We start from the raw sequence: 19,965 nt of genomic DNA on the forward strand, positions 1-19,965 counted from the left end.
CATCTATCTATCCATTACTAACTAAATCAAAAGATAAACATATACTAAAAGCCTAGTAAACTCTTTAAAGCCCGAGAGAGTTTCAAAATGAGATAAGAGGTATTGATTCTTTTAACCTCTCATATATTATGTGAATAGTTCCAATGACCATCTTAAACTTTAAATTAGTACCGATGGAATGTGAATATTTAGTGCCTAGATACCAAAAAGAGGGTATGTCGATCGACATACCCTCTTTTAATATATTTAAATCTCGCAAACTAATAAAGTTTTATACGAGAGGTGATTTATTCACCCTTTTTTCTAGCAGAATAAGTAATTTTCAATGCAGATGCCTGTCTTAATTCAGTCTTTACATCCGATACAATACCCATTTTTGTGTCTCCGTCAATTTTTAAAGATACACGCATAAGCGGTTTATCTTCTTCGTTCATAGATGCACGTTCTTGAGTTACAAACTCACGAATATCACCTTCTTGTGAAGCGAATGAATCATTGATTTGAACACGGCTAGCAGTACCACTCTTTCTATCAACTGGAGGTCCAATATAGATAAAAGTTACAAGTGATTTCTTTTCTAGCTTTTCTAGTTCTGTACCTTGAGGAACTTGAAATTTAACTTTTAAAGACACTTCACGCATAGTAGTTACGATCATGAAGAAGAATAAAAGTGTAAAAATTAAGTCGGGTAAAGAAGAAGTATTCAGCGTAGGCATACCCCTTTTTCCGGTTTTATTAAACTTTCCCATTATTTTTTCCCTCCATAAGTTTTAGGCACAGCTTCTGAAATCTTCTGTGGATAAATCAAACGAACAGCTTTTTGCTGATCTTCAGATAAAGAAGCAAATGGTTTTTGCCACTTTTCTCTTGAGATTTGATCACGAAGTTCATTATAAGCAGCTACCAGCTCGTTTTGAACCTCAAAGTATACTTTATAAGAAGTATCACCATCATTTTGAACTGAGATAACATGGTTTTTAGTCACCACATAATCACCAAAATAAGGTATTTCCATTGTTACTTTTTCAGGTTTATTGCTATCATTGCTCGGATTAGCAATAAATTCCTTTGCTCTTTCTCTTAGTCTACTAATAGGAATAACTTCACCATTACACATGAGTTCGTTATTTCTATTAATCATAACTGCAAGAATATTTCTCTCCTTAATTTTAACGTCATCGTTAACTTGCTCATTTTCATCTGGCATAGGAGGAAGCTGTCTAGCTAACCCCATATCAGTATCCATAGATGTAGTGATCAAGAAGAAAATTAGCAATAGGAACGCAATATCTGCTGTAGAACTTGAGTTAATCTCAGGAACCGATCTTTTTCCTTTTGCCATAGTTATTACATTTTAAATTTAAGTGTATTCGTAAATAAATTACGAGAATCTTCTTTTAACGCTACTAAAGATCATAGATGCAATAGTAACTACTAATAAGAAGTAAATAGAGTATAAGAACATATCTGTTAGCTTTAACCAGAATGGAACATTATCTGTACCATCATAGCCCGGTAAAACTAAAGCTTCTTCACTACCACTAAACCATGCAACAACTAAAACTGCAACTAGCAATAACACACCAATTAGTGATTTTATTGCTTTTACTGGATTTTCTTTTAAAGCTGCTCCAAATTGAAACACGAAAGCCAAAACAGTCACAGCAATAGCAGAACCAAGCAATACATACATCAGATATATCAATGCTTCAGTATTTGCTGGGTTAGAAAGTTCAGGAACAACTGGCTCTGCCATCTCTCCACCAAAGTAGAACATTCCTAGAACGATCAAAATAACAGCAAACAATGCATATAAGATATAATATGATATTTTATATGATAATTTCATTGTTTATTAGTTTTTGTATTTCAAGTTATATTTAATGATCAAATCAAGAAGTGTTACAGAAGAATCTTCCATTTCACTTGTAATAGATTCAATCTTAGCAAGAATATAGTTATAGAATACTTGTAAGATAAGAGCTACGATCAAACCAAAGATAGTTGTAATCAAAGCAACTTTCATACCACCAGCAACAACTGTTGGAGAAATATCACCTACTTGTTGAATCTTATCAAACGCCATAACCATACCAAGTACTGTACCTAAGAAACCTAAAGATGGAGCCATCGCGATGAATAGAGTAATCCATGAACAGCCTTTTTCTAGGTAACCAGCTTGTACACCACCGTAAGAAACAATTGATTTTTCTACTACGTCTATACCTTGATCAATTCTCATAAGACCTTGATAGTAAACAGAAGCTACTGGACCTCTAGTATCTCTAGCGATATTTTTTGCTTCTTCTACATCACCTTTTTCAAGTGCTGCTTCAATTGATTCAACGAATTTTTTTGTGTTGATTTCAGCTAAGCTTAGGTAAATGATTCTTTCAATACAGAAAGCTAAACCAATAACTAGAGCGATAGCTACTAAACTCATAAAGAAAGCATCACCTTCAATAAACTTTGTTTTTAATTCTTTGTGAAGGCTACCTTCAACTACGAAATCATCAACAGCTGCGTCTGCTTGAGCAACAGCATCATTTGAAGGAGTTGCTTGTTCAGTTTGAGCCTCTGCAGCATCTTGTGCTTGAGCTAGCTGAGAAGAGCCAAAAGCCATAGCTCCAACAACAGCAACAATTGCAAATAACTTTTTCATTGTGTGTCTAATTTTTAAGATTAATTAATTAATTTAATATTTACTTTTTGTTGATTTAATTTAGTTATCTAATTCGCGGAGAGAGCGGGATTCGAACCCGCGATACACTTTTGGCGTATACACGCTTTCCAGGCGTGCCTCTTCAGCCACTCGAGCACCTCTCCTCTCTTCTGTTTTTCAAAAATTCAATATCCTAAGAGGAAAATGCCCAGCTTAAAATATATTTTAGTTACAAATGTATTCTTTTTTTTTATCATCTCCCTATTATTAGGAGATATTATATAGCTACTGTTCTATAAATTAATAAACTTTAAAAACTTTCTTGCCGATTTATAATGCAAACAGATTAAAGGTATTCATTTTTGTTTGATCTGCCATTCTTTCTAGTGAAATATTATAAATTTCAGCTAATTTTCTAATTACATGAAAAACATACGCACTCTCATTTCTACGACCTCTAAAGGGAGCTGGAGCTAAATAAGGTGAATCTGTTTCAATCAACAATCTATCTAAGGGTGTTTTTTTTATAAATTTAGAAAGATTAGAGTTTTTAAAAGTTACTATTCCATTAATCCCAATCATCCAATTTTTAAGAGGTAAAAATCGATCTAAGTCTTTTTCCTCTCCTGAAAAACTATGAATAACACCTCTCGTATTTTCAAACTCAGGTTTATTCAAAATTTCTTCTATTTCTGAATAAGCATTACGAGCATGAATAACGACCGGTAAATCTTCTTCTAAAGACCAGTTTAATTGTTTTTCAAAAGCAAGTATTTGCTCTTTTTTAAAGCTTATATCCCAATAAAAATCTAGTCCTACTTCTCCTATTGCAATAAATCGACTCCTATCTAAAGTCAATTCTTTATGAATTAGCTCTAGCTCTTCTTGGTAGTTCTCTTTAACAGATGTTGGGTGCAAACCCATCATTGGTTTTAAATAATCGGGATAACGATCGCACACACGCAACAACCTATCTATAGACAAAGAATCAATGTTTGGTAATAAAACCTGAGAAACTCCTATTTCTTGAGCATTACTTATCACTGTTTCTAAATCCGAATCAAAATCTTCTTGATAAAGATGAGCATGAGAGTCTATAAAATCCATAATCTTCCTAAAATAATAATTTTGTCAAAATATTATCAAATATTTCTAATCATTAATTTAGCAGCAAGATCTTGGAGTAGCTTTTTCTTATCATCAGAAACTGATACTAAAGATAAAGAATTTAATGCTTTATCATAATATTCATTCATTTTCTGCTTACAAATCTCATCTATTCCCAATTCATTATAAATCTCTGTAATGGCTTTAATCTTCTTCTCTGAGTTAAATTCTTTAGTATCAATCCAGGTTTCCAAGTCTTCTTTGACTTTACCGGTAGCCCTATTACATGCTTGAATAAGCATATATGTTTTTTTATTACTTACAATATCATCTCCTGTCTGTTTTCCAAAAACTTTAGGATCACCATATACATCTAAGTAATCATCTTGAAGTTGGAATGCTAAACCTACATTTAGTCCAAAATCATACAATAGATTCGTATCTTCATCAGATGCTCCTGCTATAATAGCACCCATTTTAATGCTACTTGCTAATAATACAGCTGTTTTCAATCGAATCATATCTAAATAATCTTCAGCTTTTACACTGTTTTTAGTTTCAAATTCAATATCATACTGCTGACCTTCGCATATTTCTAATGTAACCTTATTAAATTCATTTAGAACAGCGGACAAGTTTTCTTGAGGAGCTTTTGCCAATAAATGATAGGATAAAATAAGCATAGCATCTCCTGATAGAATAGCTGTATTAGCATTCCAAACATTATGCACTGTTGGCTTATTTCTTCTTAAATCAGATTTATCCATTAAATCATCATGTAGCAATGTGAAGTTATGATAAACCTCTATTGCACAAGCAGCAGGAAGAGTCTTTTCTAAATCATCTTTATACAACTGATAAGCCAATAGCATAAGAATAGGACGAATTCTCTTCCCTCCTATTGACAATACATAATGTATTGGCTCATAAAGATTTTTAGGATCTTTCTTTTCGTTAAGAGACTTTAAGTAATTGTTTACTAATGATTTTAAATCAGATGTAGTTTTCATAAGTATCGTACTTCAAAAAAAAAAGGCTGCAGCTAGGCAGCCTTTTTTATCTATATAAGATTATTTTAATCTAAATGTTACTGGTACTGTATATTTAACACGTACTGTTTTACCACCTTGTTTACCTGGTTTCCACTTAGGCATAGACATGATCACACGGATAGCTTCTTTGTCTAATGAAGGGTCAACCCCACGCACAACTTTAGGATCAACAATTGTTCCGTCTCTATTAACGACGAATTCTACAACTACACGTCCTTGAATACCATTTTCCTGAGCAATAGTTGGGTATTTAATATTCTTACCCAAGAATTTCATCAGCTCTGCAATACCTCCTGGAGGTTCGGGCATTTCTTCAACCACAACGAAGATTTCTTCTTCTTGAGGTGCTGCTTCTTCAATGACTGTAGGAGCTACGAACTGTTTCACTTCCACTTTTTGACCTAAATCCTCATTTGTTGCAATTTGTATATCAGCAACATCTTCATCGTCATCAACAACGTTAAGGATTTCTGTCACCTGTGGCGGTACTTCCGCTGGTGGTGGTGGTGGAGGAGGGGTATTATCTTGCTCTGTAATAGGCATGATATCCTCCTCGAACGAGATGTCTGCTACGGCCTGGCTTGTATCGATCTTTATATCGCGTTTAGACCACTCGAAAGAAACGAATAGCAACGCAAGAACGATAACATAACCTAGAATGTGCCAAGTTGATTTTCTTGGCTCCAAGTCCGCTTTAGGGGATTTTTTTACTTCCATATTATGTTTGTTAATAAAATGTGATCAACTTTATGTATTCGCAAATATAGGATTATTTCATTTATATGTCATTTTTATATTGTAGATTATCTTATTAATAGCTCTATTTTTACATTTATTAAGAAATAAACTGATATAGTTTTCCGTTATTTAGAATGTCTATAAGCTATTAAAATTAAATATTACTGTATCTTTGGACATATATTCGAAGTAAAACAGATATATTTTACGCTAATCCAAACATAATCAATTATGAAGAAGATAACTATTGCTGTAGATGGATTTTCATCATGCGGTAAAAGTACGATGGCTAAAGATTTAGCTCGAGAAATAGGTTATATCTATATAGATAGTGGCGCAATGTACAGAGCTACCACATTGTTTGCTCTTCAAAATAACATATTCGATAGTAATAATGAAATAGATACTTCTCTATTAAAAGAATTACTTCCATCAATGATAATTAGTTTTAAACTAAACCCTGAAACAAAAACTCCTGAAACTTACTTAAATAACCAGTTAGTAGAGAAAGAAATTCGCTCTATGGAAGTTTCTCAACGAGTAAGTCCTATTGCTGCAATAGACTTTGTGAGAGAGGAGATGGTGAAGCAACAGCAGGCTATGGGTAAAAATAAAGGAATTGTCATGGATGGAAGAGATATAGGAACAACTGTTTTTCCTAATGCCGAACTTAAAATATTTGTAACTGCTACACCACAAGTGAGAGCTCAACGCAGATACGATGAAATGATAGCAAAAACAGGGAAGGCTGATTTTAATGAAATATTAAAAAACATTGAAGAAAGAGACTATATCGACCAAAATAGAAAAGTGAGTCCACTTAAACAAGCAGACGACGCACTTGTTCTAGACAATAGCAGTTTAACAATTGCCGAACAAAAAGAGTGGTTACTTCAACAATTTGCACGAGTAGCTTCTCAAAGTTAACAACATTATTACTTAATATTTTATGGCACAAATAGAAATAGATAAAGGCTCTGGCTTCTGTTTTGGAGTTGTCACAGCCATCACTAAAGCAGAACAGGTTCTAGCTGAAGGTAATAAGCTATACTGTCTAGGAGATATCGTCCATAATAGCAAAGAGGTAGAGCGCCTAAAAAAAATGGGATTAATATCGATAGACCACAGTCAGTTCGAAAAATTAAAAGATGCGACAGTACTTTTAAGAGCACATGGCGAACCACCATCAACTTATGAGTTGGCTAAAAAAAATAATATTACAATAATTGACGCTACTTGCCCTGTTGTTCTAAGACTTCAGAAAAAAATAAAGAAAGAGAATGATACAGAAGAAGAAAAAGACAAACAAATTGTAATTTATGGAAAAAATGGTCACGCTGAAGTTTTAGGTCTAGTAGGGCAAACAGAAGGAGAAGCCATCGTCATAGAAAGTTTAGAAGAAGCCAAACAGCTTAATTTCAATAGAGATATTCGCCTTTATTCTCAGACGACGAAATCTCTTGATGAATTCCAAAAAATTGTAGCCTATATTGAAGAGCATATTTCTCCAAATGCTACATTTAAATTCTTTGATACAATCTGTAGGCAGGTAGCAAACCGAATTCCTAATATTAAGAACTTTGCATCTTCACATGATCTTATTTTCTTTGTTAGTGGTAAAAAAAGCTCCAATGGGAAAATACTATTCAATGAATGTAAAAAGATGAATGAAAATACTCATTTTATAGATGGGGTTGAGGAAATCAATTTAGATTTACTTAAAGAGGCTAAATCTATTGGCATTTGCGGGGCAACTTCTACACCAAAATGGCTAATGGAAGAGATTTTAAATTTTATCCAAAATAAAGAGTAATAGATTTTAACTTTATTTATTATTTAAGACGTTTGATTTTTATCAAAAAAGGAGAATTAACCCCCTTTTTTCTATCTTTGTAGGAACTACTTTAAAAAGCAAATCGTAATGAAAACTATTCAGTGTGTAGGGATACTAACCTCTGGTGGTGATGCACCAGGAATGAATGCGGCTATACGTGCTATTACCCGTGCAGCTGTATATAAAGGACTAAAAGTCAAAGGGATATATAGAGGATACAAAGGTCTGGTTACCGGAGAAATCAAAGAATTCAAGAGTGAAGATGTTAGTAACATCATCCAAATGGGTGGAACTATCCTTAAAACAGCAAGATGCAAGGAGTTCAAAACCGAAGAAGGAAGAAAACAAGCTTATGAAAACATTCAAAAAGAAGGCATCGATGCTCTTATTGTAATCGGTGGTGATGGTTCTCTTAGCGGAGCTAGAATTTTTGCTCAGGAATACAATCTTCCTTGCATCGGACTACCTGGGACTATTGATAACGACTTATTTGGTACAGATATTACCATAGGTTATGATACAGCCTTGAATACTATACTTGATGCTGTGGATAAAATTAGAGATACAGCCTCATCTCACGAAAGACTATTCTTTGTTGAAGTGATGGGACGTGACGCAGGTTTCTTAGCTCTCAATGGAGCTATTGCTGCTGGAGCAGAAGCTGCTATTATACCAGAATTCAGCACAAAAGATGACCAATTAGAAGCTTTAATTAGTCGTGGATTTAGAAAATCTAAAACAAGTAGTATCGTACTTGTAGCAGAAAGCGAACTAACAGGTGGAGCAATGCACTTAGCTGAACGCGTTAAAAATGAATATCCTCAATATGATGTACGTGTTACTATTCTGGGTCACTTACAACGTGGTGGTAGTCCAAGTGCCAACGATCGTATCTTAGCTAGCCGCTTGGGTGTAGCAGCTATTGATGCCCTTATGGAAGGTTATCACAATGTAATGATTGGTATAGAAAATGATGAAGTAGTTTATGTTCCTTTTAGAAAAGCTATAAAGAATGATAAACCGATAAAAGAAGAGTTAGTGCAAGTACTTGCTGAACTTTCTATCTAATCATACTGAATCAAATATTATAATATGATAAGGACTTGTCTTTTAATAGATGAGTCCTTTTTCTTTTTTTAAATTTTAATCAAGACTGATTTATCGAAGTCTATACTTACAGAAAACAAGAGGTATTACTCTAATTAGGTAAGAATACACTAATATCGCCTTATGTACTCTTAATTTGTAGAAGAAAGACAAGGCATTGCGGGGTTATTTCACCCCTTTAAGAATATGACTTTGACACCGACATGAGAACACTCTGACACCGACATGACGATTACATGTCGGTGTCAAAGTATACTATCTTTCCTCTTAAAATACGCCATCTCGCTAACAGTTTAAAAGAGGTTTGCTCATTAACAGAAATATAAAATGGGCTACCTAAAAAATAGATAGCCCATTGTTGAGAGAGAGTATAAAAAAACTTATCTCCTACTTAAAGGAACATAATCTTGATCAGTAACAACTGTCTTATAAGCAGGACGGATAATACGTTTACCTTGGAAGTTTAATTCTTCATTTCTATGAGCACACCATCCTACGATACGAGCCATAGCAAATAATGGAGTATAGATTTCATGAGGTAATCCTATCATTTCATATACGAAACCTGAATAGAAGTCCACATTACTTGAAACTGTCTTTCCATTTGCTTTTACTCTAGCAAAAGTCTTAATCGCTCGATCTTCAAGCAGCTCAAGGAATGCAAATTCTTTTTCTCTTCCTTTTTCCTTAGCCAAATCTCTAGCCAATTCTCTTAACAATAAAGCTCTTGGATCTGAAATGGTATACACAGCATGGCCAATACCGTAAATAAGACCACTCTTATTGTATACTTCTTTACGCAACATGCGTTCAAAGTATGCATCAATTTCTTTGGTATCCGACCAGTTGGTTATGTTTTCTTGTAAGTGATGGAACATATCCACAACTTGTATATTGGCACCACCATGAAGAGGTCCTTTTAAGGAGCCTATACCAGCAGCAATAGCAGAGTAAGTATCTGTACCCGTTGATGATGTTACACGTACTGAGAATGTAGAGTTGTTACCACCACCGTGTTCAGCGTGCAACATGAGTAATAAATCTAATGTACGAGCATCCAACTCTGTGAAGTCTTTCATTAGCATATACAAAAAGTTTGCTGCTAAACTTAATTCTTCTCTAGGGTGCCTTACGTGTAATGAACGACCAAAGGTAGCGTGTCTCAACATATTATAGGCATATGCTATAATGGTGGGGAATTTAGCTATCAAGTTAATACTTTGGCGCATCAAGTTATCACGAGAAGTATCATCAGGATTTTCATCAAACGTATATAATTCGAGAACACTACGAGCCAAAATATTCATAATATTAGAGCCTTCTAGTTCTAATATGTTCATAAATGTTTTATGCTCCAAAGCTGTATTATCTACCAATAGCTTTCTAAAATCTTCCAATTCATCTCTATCAGGCAAATCTCCCGATAAGAGCAAATAAGCTACCTCCTCAAACCCAAAGCGCTTATCAGCCATCACCCCATGTGCTAAATCTTCAACATCATATCCTCTATAGAAAAGCTTTCCAGGAATAGGCTTCATGCCTCCCCCTTCAATCCTTTCATAACCTACAACATTACCTATTCTGGTTAATCCAACTAAGACTCCTGTACCGTCATCGTTACGTAAGCCTCGTTTTACATCATATTTTTTGAATAAGTCATTATCAATCTTGGCACAATCTTTCATCTTTTCTGAAAGCTTGTAAATTAAAAATTCATCTTTCATAGTTACCAGTTTAAATTAAATTACAAATCCTTGATTCGTTTAACTAACTCGTCACCGAAATCCGTTGTAGTTAATTGAACGCTATTTTCCATAAATCGAGCTAAGTCATAGGTTGCTCTACTTGCTTCAAAACTTTGTTCAAGTACCTTAACAACTAAGTCTGCGGCTTCTTGCCATCCCATATATTCAAGCATCATCACTGCTGATAAAATAATAGAACATGGATTCACCTTATTTTGACCAGCAATGGCTGGAGCAGTACCATGGGTTGCTTCAAAAATAGCATAACCAGTATCGTAATTTATATTTGCACCTGGAGCGATACCTATACCTCCTACCATCGCAGCCAATTGATCGGATATATAGTCACCGTTTAGGTTTAATGTAGCAATAACACTATAGTTTTTAGGCTTAGTTAAAGTGTTTTGCAAAAATGCATCTGCGATATTATCATTAATAGTGAGTTTACCTGAAGCAATAGCATCACCAAATTCTCTTTCGGCTAACTCATAACCCCATTTACGGAATCCACCTTCAGTAAACTTCATTATATTCCCTTTGTGTACTAAAGTAACAGTTGGTAATTCATGATCAATAGCATATTGACAAGCTGCTCTCACTAAGCGTTCTGTTCCTTCTTTTGAAACAGGTTTTATACCAAAAGAGGAAGTCTCTGGGAAACGCACTTTGGTTACACCCATTTCATTGTGAATGAAATCATAAAACTTCTTTGCTTCTGGAGTGCCTGCCTCCCACTCAATACCAGCATAGATATCTTCTGTATTTTCTCTGAAGATATGCATATCTACAAGCCAAGGAGCCTTAACTGGAGATTCAATACCCTTAAACCACCTTACTGGGCGTAAGCAAACATATAAGTCGAGAGTTTGTCTTAATGCCACATTTAGTGAACGAATACCTCCACCGATAGGAGTGGTTAAAGGTCCCTTAATACCCACTAAATACTCCCTAAAAGCATCTAATGTTTCATCAGGTAACCAAGATTCAGTTTGGTTAAAAGCTTTTTCTCCAGCAAGTACTTCTTTCCACTCAATAGCACGTTTGTTGCTATAAGCTTTTTGAATGGCTGCATCAATTACTTTTTGCATTACTGGAGTTATCTCTGCTCCTACTCCATCTCCCATTATAAAGGGAATAATTGGTTTATCAGGAACAATAAGTTTCCCTTTTTTATCTTTAGTTATTTTATTCATAGTTATCTAGCGTTTAATGCAGATCCAGCACGGAACCATTCAATCTGCTGTTGGTTATAGGTATGTTGAACTTCAAATTCATCTTTTGAACCATCTGTATGAGTTACCACTACTTTCAGATTCTTATTAGGAGCGAAATCTTTTAATCCGATAATAGACAATTTGTCTTTTTCTTGAATCTTATCATAATCTGCAGGATTTATAAATGTAATAGCAAGCATCCCCTGTTTCTTTAAGTTGGTTTCGTGAATACGAGCAAAACTCTTAGCTAGAATAGCTTTTACATTTAAGAAACGAGGTTCCATAGCAGCATGCTCTCTACTTGAGCCTTCACCATAGTTATCTTCGGCTACAACAATTGAAGAAATCTCTTTAGCCTTGTATTGTTTCGCAGTACCCGAAACTGTCTCATAAGTAGAGGTTAGTTGATTCCATACTTTATTAGCTTCATCATTGAATGCATTTATAGCACCCATAAGCATGTTATCAGATATATTTTCAAGATGTCCTCTAAATCTTAACCAAGGACCAGCCATAGAAATATGGTCTGTAGTACATTTTCCTTTTGCTTTAATAAGAAGAGGCATATCTACCAAATCGCCACCATTCCATTTAGGGAAAGGTTGAAGCAACTGTAAACGTTGAGAATCCGAAGCCACATTAATTTCTTTTTTAGCTCCTGTGGGCGCAGTATAACCAGCACTACCATCTTCAAATCCTTTTGGAGGCAATTCGTATCCACTAGGTTCTTCTAGTTTCACCAATTCTCCTTTATCGTTTTTCAATTTATCAGTAAGAGGATTAAAACATAAATCACCAGCAATCGTCAATGCAGTAACTAGCTCTGGTGAAGCAACAAAAGCATGAGTATTTGGATTGCCATCTGCACGTTTAGCAAAATTTCTATTGAAAGAAGTTACTATAGAGTTTTTGCGTGTAGGGTCATCAGTATGACGTTTCCACTGACCAATACAAGGTCCACAAGCATTTGCCATTATTGTAGCTCCCACTTTATCAAAAACATCCAGCATTCCATCTCGCTCGATAGTAGCTCTAATCTTTTCAGACCCTGGATTTACAATAAATGGAGAAGCCACCTTAATTCCTTTGTTTACAGCTTGTTTAGCAACCGATACAGCTCTTGTAATATCTTCATATGAAGAGTTAGTACAAGAACCTATCAAACCCACTTCCATCTTTCGAGGATAATCATTTTTCTTTACTTTTTCTGCAAACTCAGATATTGGAGTAGCAGCATCTGGTGTAAATGGACCATTTATATAAGGTTCTAATTGAGATAAATCTATCTCTATAACTCGATCATAATATTTTTCAGGATCAGCCTCAACTTCTGGATCTGGACGAAGATCTTTTTCTACAGTATTAGCAAGCTTAGCTACTTCTTCTCTATTAGTAGCTTTCAAATACACACCCATTCTATCATCATAGGGGAATAAAGATGTAGTTGCGCCTACTTCAGCACCCATATTACAAATTGTGCCTTTACCAGTACCAGACAAGGATTTAGTGCCTTCACCAAAATATTCTATAATGGCATTGGTTCCTCCTTTAACAGTAAGTATCCCAGCTAGTTTCAGAATAACATCTTTTGGAGCAGCCCAACCATTCAGTTTGCCTGTTAGCTTAACCCCAATAAGTTTTGGCATTTTTAATTCCCATTCCATACCAGTCATTACATCAACAGCATCTGCACCACCCACACCAATGGCAACCATCCCTAGACCTCCAGCATTGGGAGTATGAGAGTCTGTTCCAACCATCATTCCACCTGGGAAAGCATAGTTTTCAAGTACAATTTGGTGTATAATACCCGAACCAGGCTCCCAAAAACCAATATTATAGCGAGAAGAAACATCACGCAAGAAATCATACACTTCTCCATTTGTCTTATTCGCTATCTGTAAATCTTTTTTGGAACCTTGATAAGCCTGAATCAAGTGGTCACAATGTACCGTTGAGGGAACTGCCACTTTCTCTTTGCCAGCATTCATAAATTGGAGAAGAGCCATTTGAGCAGTAGCATCTTGCATAGCAACTCTATCAGGTCTAAAGTTCACGTAATCCACTCCCCTCTCATAATTCTTAAGATCTTCATCTTTAAAGAGATGAACATAAATTATTTTCTCAGCCAAGGTTAAAGGTCTATTCAAAACCGATCTTACTTTGGCAATTTTACTGGGATACGCTTTATAGAAGTTGCGTATCATTTCAATATCATGTACCATACTTAAGGTTTTTATATCGTTGTTCAGTTTATTAACACTTGCTATTTGATTTATGTTTAAGCATTTAAGGCTTTTGTAAGTTGTAATTATTTGCCAAATTCTTTTTTTATTACACAAAAAAAGCAGATAAGCCCATTTAAGCTTATCTGCCCTATTTAAATCTATAAATTTTTCTCTATTATTTTTTAGTGTTAAAAATAATTTTAGATCGACAAACTACTTGTTCGTCATTTCGTTTTACTTCAATATGATATTCTATCTCATCTACAGCATCAACATAAAAGCTTAGCTTATCACCATAATAACTTTCTGCCACGTATGCCATTTCAAATCTCTTCACACCTTGATATTTGAATTTTTCCAGAGGAAATAGGTCTAATATATGTTCGATATAACGTACACTATTTACATGTCCATTTATATCTATGTCCGTATATTTCGCTTCTAAGTGAGTTATGGGTGTAGTGGTAGATACTTTTATTCGAGAAGGCTTATCAATAGGACAAGGCTTATCTACTATATATTGACTAATATCACCACCGTGAAGTTCTATTAAATTAGCTGGTTTACGAGTATTTAGATTAATCATTGCCCACACAGAGCGTGCATAGCCAATACATTTATCATCTTTATCATATATCGCATAATTTCTATCTGTAAATAAGCGATAAACATTCTCTACCCATGTCTGTATTGTGAAATTCTCATATTGATAAGGCAAATCATCCAACTCAATTGCTAACCGTGAAAGTACCCAAGTATAGTTATCTTCGTTTAGCTTAGCTATACCAAAACCTCTTTCTGAGGAGTGAAAGCCTGCACAGTTTAATAAATGATTCCCCAATACTCCTAACGTTAACTTGCCTGAGAAGTCAACATGAAATGGTTCGGCAACATATTTGTATGAACCTATTTTCTTATCATTATCCATCATAGTTCATTTAGTCCATTAAGAATTGGCAAAGATACTCTAAATAGAAGTTATTGACTTACTGCCGCTCGATAAATTTTGTTTCTATTTATTTTAAAAGACTAATACTTCTACTTTAAATCGTTAAATGTACTACTCAGAAGAAAGAAACTTAAATTTATTCCTATCTTTGCCAAACTTTATACGTACTACTCTGTTAGTACTCTATTCTTTAACTTAAAAATTGATTTCAATGGCTATTACTGATAATAAGTATATTGCAGTAGCATACAAATTATATGCACTAGAAGATGGTAATAAAGAGATGATTGAAGAGGCAACAATTGACCGCCCATTCCAGTTTATCTCTGATTTAGGAACAACTCTTCCAGCATTTGAACTTGGAGTAAAAGATTTGAAAAAAGGAGAAAGCTTTTCTCTTACTTTGACCAAAGATCAAGCTTATGGTGACTATAACGAAGAACATGTTCTTGAATTACCAAAACATATCTTTGAAGTAGATGGAAAGTTTGACAACGAACACATCTTCCCAGGTAACATTGTTCCTCTTATGGATGAAGATGGTCGTACTCTAAACGGTGCTGTACTTGAAGTAAAAGACGATATCGTTGTTATGGATATGAATCACCCACTAGCTGGTAGTGACATCGTATTCGAAGGTAGCGTTGTTGAAACAAGACCTGCTACTACAGAAGAAATTCAAGGTATGGTTAATATGATCACTGGCGAAGGCGGTGGTTGTGGTTGTGGCTGTGGTTCATCGGACGATTGTGGATGTGGCTCTTCAGATAATGAAGGAGGCTGTGGATGCAATAGTGGTGGTTGCGGTAGCGGCTGTTGCTAATATTAATTGACTTTAATCAGCAAAATAAAAGGAGAGATTTTTCAATCTCTCCTTTTATTTTTATCCTATCGACGTTCATTATTTATTCGTCATAATATCTAGAACAATCTTATCTGTTTCGAGCATTCCAGATGAACCAATGCGAGTTAAATTTCGTATTGTTTTATCCACATCTTCATCAACAATACCTTCTGCAGAGGTTACATATTTACCATCCATAGCCATCATCGCAGAGAGCATTGCAGTAGAAACACCTGTTGCCACTTTTAAGGAGCAACTAGGCTTAGCACCATCACAAAGCATCCCTGTTATGTTTGCAATCATATTTTGAATGGAATAACATACTTCTTTATAACCACCTCCCATTAGATAAGTTATACCACAACTCGACCCAGTACCGGAGACAACACACCCACATAGTGCTGATAATCTACCCAAACTTTGTTTGATATAAATTGCAGTAAGATGGCTCAAGATTAATGCCCTAGCTAAGTCTTCTTCCGATTTACCCATTTCTTCTGCATAAACTACTACAGGTAGAGTAGCAGAAATACCTTGATTGCCACTGCCCGAATTACTCATCACTTTCACCATAGCTCCAGCCATACGAGCATCACATGCAGCAGAGGTATAAGATAGCACCTTGGTGTACACACTCTCGCCTATTAGATTGCTCTTACTGCCTGTTAGTAGCATACGCCCAATGGAGTGACCATAATTCTTATCAAAGGCAAATTCAGCTGCGGCTTTATTCACTTTGCCTGCTTCTAAAATAAAACGGATATTCTCAAAGGATTCAGTAGTTGCAAAATCATAAATGCAACGAAGGTTAAGTTTTACATCCTCCTCATTTTCTTGTGCAGAACTTGAACTTTCAGCATTGAAAAGTACTTCTGCATTCTTTGATAAGTAAACGAAATGCGTATGATTGCCTGAAATAATAGCCTTTGCAGATTCATCTCCATTATAGGCCCTCACTTCAATATATAGCTTATCACAGCTTTCTTTTTTTAACTCGATGTTTATATCGGTATCTTTAATGTACTGACTTGCTTCTGCCACTGCTTCAGGGGTACTATCTTTAAGTACTTCAAGCCCGTATTCGGACTTACCTATAATTACCCCTAAAGCAATAGAAATTGGAAGACCTATCTCATGAGTACTAGGAATACCCACGCCCATAGCATTTTTCAACATGTTTGCACTAAGAAACACTTCGATTTTGTTAGGTTTAGTCCCCAAAATTTCTTTCGCTTTTGCTACACATAAGGCTACAGCAATCGGCTCAGTACAACCAATCGCTGGAACTACCTCCCTTTTAATAAGTTCGATAATTTTGATCCTATCTAAGTTCGTCATAACTACCTGATTTTGGTTAAAGCAAATGTAATCATTATTATCATATTATATCAATTTTTATACCTCATTCCTTGAGCAAAAATCATTCAGATTAGAACATTCAAAGGTCTGTATTTTAGGCATTAAGATATTAAACATCACTTTTATCTACCGTATTTATGTTTATAAAAAAAGGAACATTACCTTTGTACGGTATTAACATTAATAATTGTCTAAAATGAAATTATTCCGAACCCTGCTTTACTTATCTTTTGTACTGATTGTCAGTGCATGTATAAAAAGTGAAGAACCTAATGCTGAAGCAGATATTACAGCATGTACGGTAAGAGAACCTGATATTTTAAAAACTGCTCCTATTGTTAATAACGACGAAATAGGAAAATACAGTGTGATGATTATGGTTCATAAGCATGCTGATATTACTAAAATTACTCCGGAATTTACTCTTACTCCTGGTGCAACCATTGAACCAGCTAGTGGGATTACTCAAGATTTTACAAATCCTATTACCTACACGGTTACATCGGAAGATAAAAACTGGAAAAAGAACTATATAATTTCAGCAATAAGGACTGATTTACCCACTAAATATTCTTTCGAAACTCTTTCTTCAGACGATGGGAAAGGAAAATATCATACTTTCATTGAAGTTTTCAAAGGGCAAGAGGTTTTAAGATGGGCTAGTGGAAATAGTGGATATTCGCTGACTGGTATGCCCAAAACAGCAGAAGACTTCCCTACAGTACAAGTAGCTCAAGGCTATACAAATAATTGTGCAAAATTAACCACTAGAGATACAGGATTCTTTGGTAGCCTAAACAAGATGCCAATTGCTGCAGGAAACTTATTCTTAGGCCAATTCAACGTGCTTGAAGCGGTAAGCAAACCACTTGAGGCTACTAAGTTTGGCCTACCATTTAGTCAAAAGCCTCTCCAGCTAAAAGGATGGTATCAATATACCCCAGGTGAAACTTACAAGGACCATGGCAAACCCGTTGCCGGTAAGATAGACGAAGCAGACATCTATGGAGTATTCTATGAAACAGATGACAATTTAGAAACATTAGATGGCAGCAATTCACTAACTCATCCTAATATTATAGCTATAGCTAGAGAAGACCTTCCTGCTACAACTAAAAACATGTGGACTGAATTCAACTTTAATTTCAAATATAAAGAAGGCAAAACGATAGATCCTCAAAAGCTAAAAGATGGAAAATATAAAATTGCTATTGTATTTACCTCTAGCAAAGATGGTGCACACTTTAGTGGTGCTATAGGAAGTACTCTTTATGTAGATGAAGTAGAATTAATTGCTGAAGAATATTAAATTTTAGAGTCATGAAAAGATATTATAAACATATATTGCTTTTACTAGCTGTTTTTAGCTCGGTAAATATCTATGCACAAAAGGACCGTAACTGGGGTATTATATGGTCTGCCTTAAAAGGATTAGAATACGAAGTTAAAGGAGGTATTAACATTGGGGGGACATCTCCTCTTCCTTTGCCTTCCGAAATTAGAGAAATAAATAGCTACAGACCAGACTTAGCCCTATCTCTTGGTACAGAAATCTCCAAATGGTTTGGACAAAATGATAGATGGGGATTTATCTTTGGTCTAACTCTAGATACTAAAGCCATGAAAACTGATGCTACGGTAAAAAACTATGGTATGGAAATCATTGGTGACGGTGGAGAAGAAATAAAAGGACAATGGACAGGTAATGTGAAAACAAAGTTCAGAAACTCATATATCACGCTACCTCTATTGGCAGGATATAAAGTATCAAAACGTGTGAACCTTAAATTAGGACCTTATTTCTCTTACGTATTAGAAAGAGATTTCTCAGGTCATGTTTACGATGGCTATTTGAGAGAAGATGATCCTACAGGTCCAAAAGTGGAATTTAAAGACGGTAGTACGGCTACATACGATTTCTCTGACGATTTAAGAAGATTTCAATGGGGATTGCAGTTTGGTGCTGAGTGGAGAGCATTCAGACATCTCAATGTATATGCCGACCTTAATTGGGGATTAAACAATATCTTTAAGAAGGATTTTGATACTGTCACCTTCAATATGTATCCCATCTATCTGAATATGGGTTTTGGATATGCCTTCTAAACAAAAAAGAATAACAATATTAAAAAGCAGAAAGAACTAACCTCTTTCTGCTTTTTTTGTATAGTCATTATCCACTTAGCCACACCCTCTTTTATAACGATACAACTAAGTATCTTCATTTAAAAAAATTCAGAAAACCATATTAAATTCTTAAATCAATAGAATAAAACTTTTATTTACATCCTAGTCAAGAGATCATCATGTCGGTGTCATGATGTTCTCTTGACTAAGGCAAACCTTTATCATATCGGTGTCATATCAGATACCTTTATAAACATAAAGCATACCCCAAACGACATAAAAAAAGCCCACCTACATGAGATGGGCTTCCATTTTATTATTATGAAAATTAATGCTTATTCATATTCAAACCTAGTTCAAACTCTTCTGTTTTCCCAAATAAATCATCTACTTGCTCAAAAATAGATTTAATAGCAGGTTGTAAGTTCTCAGGGATGACACCCGATTCTAAAATATTTGGAACCATCTTCATATACTTCTTAACAAACTCTAAATCTAGATAGCATTCTAGTTCTGTATCATTTTTATCTAAATCATAAGAAATAACAAAAGGTTCTTTCATATATTTTGTCATCATTTCGATAGACATCTCATCTGTTACCTTAGCTTCTTTAATAATAGCATCGGCATGCAACTGTACTGATAACTTTTCTTTAGGAAGAACTTTATAAGTAGCCAATCCTTTTACAGATTCAGTAAATTCTGTAGCTTGTTGATCTTTATAGGAAGCAGTAATATTACCATCTTTGTGAAAAGTAACAGTTTCTATAACAGTTTTCAACTTAGGGTTGACAAAACTTTTAGCCATATCAATTAGCTGACTTACTTCTAATACTTGCTCTCCATTCTCTTTAGGCAAAACAATTTGAAAATCTTTTACCCCCTCTTTGGCTTCCCATTCAAAAATCAAAGGTGAAGTTGAATCTAAATTCCAGGTTCCAACAAGCTTACTAGTTTCTTCTTCTGGATCTTTATTATCATCATCGTCACTACTACATG

At 34.9% G+C, this 19,965-nt stretch carries 19 protein-coding genes and 1 tRNA gene; 6 read left to right on the forward strand and 14 right to left on the reverse strand.

The window, feature by feature from the left end:
- Positions 1-287: 287 nt before the first annotated feature.
- The 8 genes from K8V80_RS11800 to K8V80_RS11835 all read right to left on the reverse strand — a co-directional run bounded on the left by K8V80_RS11800 (position 288) and on the right by K8V80_RS11835 (position 5,538).
- Entirely contained in the window at positions 288-749 is a 462-nt protein-coding gene (locus K8V80_RS11800) for an ExbD/TolR family protein (RefSeq protein ID WP_006743447.1), read from the reverse strand.
- Positions 749-1,342 carry an ExbD/TolR family protein gene (locus tag K8V80_RS11805; protein WP_006743448.1) on the reverse strand — a complete coding sequence of 198 codons (594 nt, stop codon included), beginning with the start codon at positions 1,340-1,342 and terminating at the stop codon, positions 749-751. The genes K8V80_RS11800 and K8V80_RS11805 overlap by 1 nt, the downstream gene beginning before the upstream one ends.
- Before the next feature lie 39 nt (positions 1,343-1,381).
- A complete protein-coding gene (locus K8V80_RS11810; protein WP_006743449.1) occupies positions 1,382-1,849 on the reverse strand; it encodes a hypothetical protein in 468 nt (155 codons plus the stop codon).
- A 6-nt stretch (positions 1,850-1,855) separates the two neighbouring features.
- Positions 1,856-2,662 (reverse strand): MotA/TolQ/ExbB proton channel family protein, encoded by an 807-nt coding sequence (locus tag K8V80_RS11815; protein ID WP_006743450.1) that lies wholly within the window; start codon positions 2,660-2,662, stop codon positions 1,856-1,858.
- Positions 2,663-2,738: 76 nt separating this feature from the next.
- A tRNA-Ser gene (locus K8V80_RS11820) sits at positions 2,739-2,826 on the reverse strand.
- A gap of 166 nt (positions 2,827-2,992) precedes the next feature.
- Positions 2,993-3,769, reverse strand: a complete 777-nt coding sequence (locus tag K8V80_RS11825) for a TatD family hydrolase (RefSeq protein WP_276778269.1) — start codon at positions 3,767-3,769, stop codon at positions 2,993-2,995.
- A 35-nt stretch (positions 3,770-3,804) separates the two neighbouring features.
- Complete coding sequence (locus K8V80_RS11830; protein WP_276778271.1) at positions 3,805-4,779, reverse strand: polyprenyl synthetase family protein; 975 nt, start codon at positions 4,777-4,779, stop codon at positions 3,805-3,807.
- Between the two features lie 60 nt (positions 4,780-4,839).
- Positions 4,840-5,538, reverse strand: a complete 699-nt coding sequence (locus K8V80_RS11835) for an energy transducer TonB (protein WP_276778273.1) — start codon at positions 5,536-5,538, stop codon at positions 4,840-4,842.
- 252 nt (positions 5,539-5,790) lie between these two features.
- Between K8V80_RS11835 and cmk the strand changes: the two genes are divergently transcribed.
- The 3 genes from cmk to pfkA all read left to right on the forward strand — a co-directional run bounded on the left by cmk (position 5,791) and on the right by pfkA (position 8,461).
- Positions 5,791-6,486 carry a (d)CMP kinase gene (cmk, locus tag K8V80_RS11840; protein WP_006743454.1) on the forward strand — a complete coding sequence of 232 codons (696 nt, stop codon included), beginning with the start codon at positions 5,791-5,793 and terminating at the stop codon, positions 6,484-6,486.
- A 22-nt stretch (positions 6,487-6,508) separates the two neighbouring features.
- Entirely contained in the window at positions 6,509-7,372 is an 864-nt protein-coding gene (locus K8V80_RS11845; protein WP_276778275.1) for a 4-hydroxy-3-methylbut-2-enyl diphosphate reductase, read from the forward strand.
- A 108-nt stretch (positions 7,373-7,480) separates the two neighbouring features.
- Positions 7,481-8,461, forward strand: a complete 981-nt coding sequence (gene pfkA, locus K8V80_RS11850; protein WP_006743456.1) for a 6-phosphofructokinase — start codon at positions 7,481-7,483, stop codon at positions 8,459-8,461.
- 419 nt (positions 8,462-8,880) lie between these two features.
- Here the strand turns inward: pfkA and K8V80_RS11855 are convergent, their stop codons facing one another.
- The 4 genes from K8V80_RS11855 to K8V80_RS11870 all read right to left on the reverse strand — a co-directional run bounded on the left by K8V80_RS11855 (position 8,881) and on the right by K8V80_RS11870 (position 14,615).
- Positions 8,881-10,224: a citrate/2-methylcitrate synthase gene (locus tag K8V80_RS11855; RefSeq protein ID WP_276778277.1), complete on the reverse strand. Its 1,344-nt coding sequence runs from the start codon at positions 10,222-10,224 to the stop codon at positions 8,881-8,883.
- A 20-nt stretch (positions 10,225-10,244) separates the two neighbouring features.
- Positions 10,245-11,438, reverse strand: coding sequence for an NADP-dependent isocitrate dehydrogenase (gene icd / locus K8V80_RS11860; protein ID WP_006743458.1), 1,194 nt, complete (start codon positions 11,436-11,438; stop codon positions 10,245-10,247).
- A 2-nt stretch (positions 11,439-11,440) separates the two neighbouring features.
- Positions 11,441-13,684, reverse strand: a complete 2,244-nt coding sequence (locus tag K8V80_RS11865) for an aconitate hydratase (RefSeq protein WP_276778279.1) — start codon at positions 13,682-13,684, stop codon at positions 11,441-11,443.
- 178 nt (positions 13,685-13,862) lie between these two features.
- Positions 13,863-14,615 (reverse strand): acyl-[acyl-carrier-protein] thioesterase, encoded by a 753-nt coding sequence (locus K8V80_RS11870; protein ID WP_276778285.1) that lies wholly within the window; start codon positions 14,613-14,615, stop codon positions 13,863-13,865.
- A gap of 232 nt (positions 14,616-14,847) precedes the next feature.
- Here K8V80_RS11870 and K8V80_RS11875 point away from each other — a divergent pair, with 232 nt between their 5' ends.
- Positions 14,848-15,459: an FKBP-type peptidyl-prolyl cis-trans isomerase gene (locus K8V80_RS11875; protein ID WP_006743461.1), complete on the forward strand. Its 612-nt coding sequence runs from the start codon at positions 14,848-14,850 to the stop codon at positions 15,457-15,459.
- 78 nt (positions 15,460-15,537) lie between these two features.
- Here K8V80_RS11875 and K8V80_RS11880 read toward each other — a convergent pair whose 3' ends face one another.
- Positions 15,538-16,818 carry a serine dehydratase subunit alpha family protein gene (locus K8V80_RS11880; protein WP_006743462.1) on the reverse strand — a complete coding sequence of 427 codons (1,281 nt, stop codon included), beginning with the start codon at positions 16,816-16,818 and terminating at the stop codon, positions 15,538-15,540.
- Between the two features lie 217 nt (positions 16,819-17,035).
- Between K8V80_RS11880 and K8V80_RS11885 the strand changes: the two genes are divergently transcribed.
- Complete coding sequence (locus K8V80_RS11885; RefSeq protein WP_276778281.1) at positions 17,036-18,148, forward strand: PCMD domain-containing protein; 1,113 nt, start codon at positions 17,036-17,038, stop codon at positions 18,146-18,148.
- Positions 18,149-18,159: 11 nt separating this feature from the next.
- On the forward strand, positions 18,160-18,945 hold the full coding sequence (locus tag K8V80_RS11890) for a porin family protein (protein ID WP_006743464.1): 786 nt from the start codon (positions 18,160-18,162) through the stop codon (positions 18,943-18,945).
- 349 nt (positions 18,946-19,294) lie between these two features.
- Here K8V80_RS11890 and K8V80_RS11895 read toward each other — a convergent pair.
- Positions 19,295-19,965: hypothetical protein (locus K8V80_RS11895; RefSeq protein WP_276778283.1), on the reverse strand; the 671-nt coding region annotated here is incomplete at its 5' end.

It is taken from the genome of Bacteroides coprosuis, assembly GCF_020741705.1.
GTDB classification, from domain to species: Bacteria; Bacteroidota; Bacteroidia; order Bacteroidales; family Bacteroidaceae; genus Bacteroides_E; species Bacteroides_E coprosuis.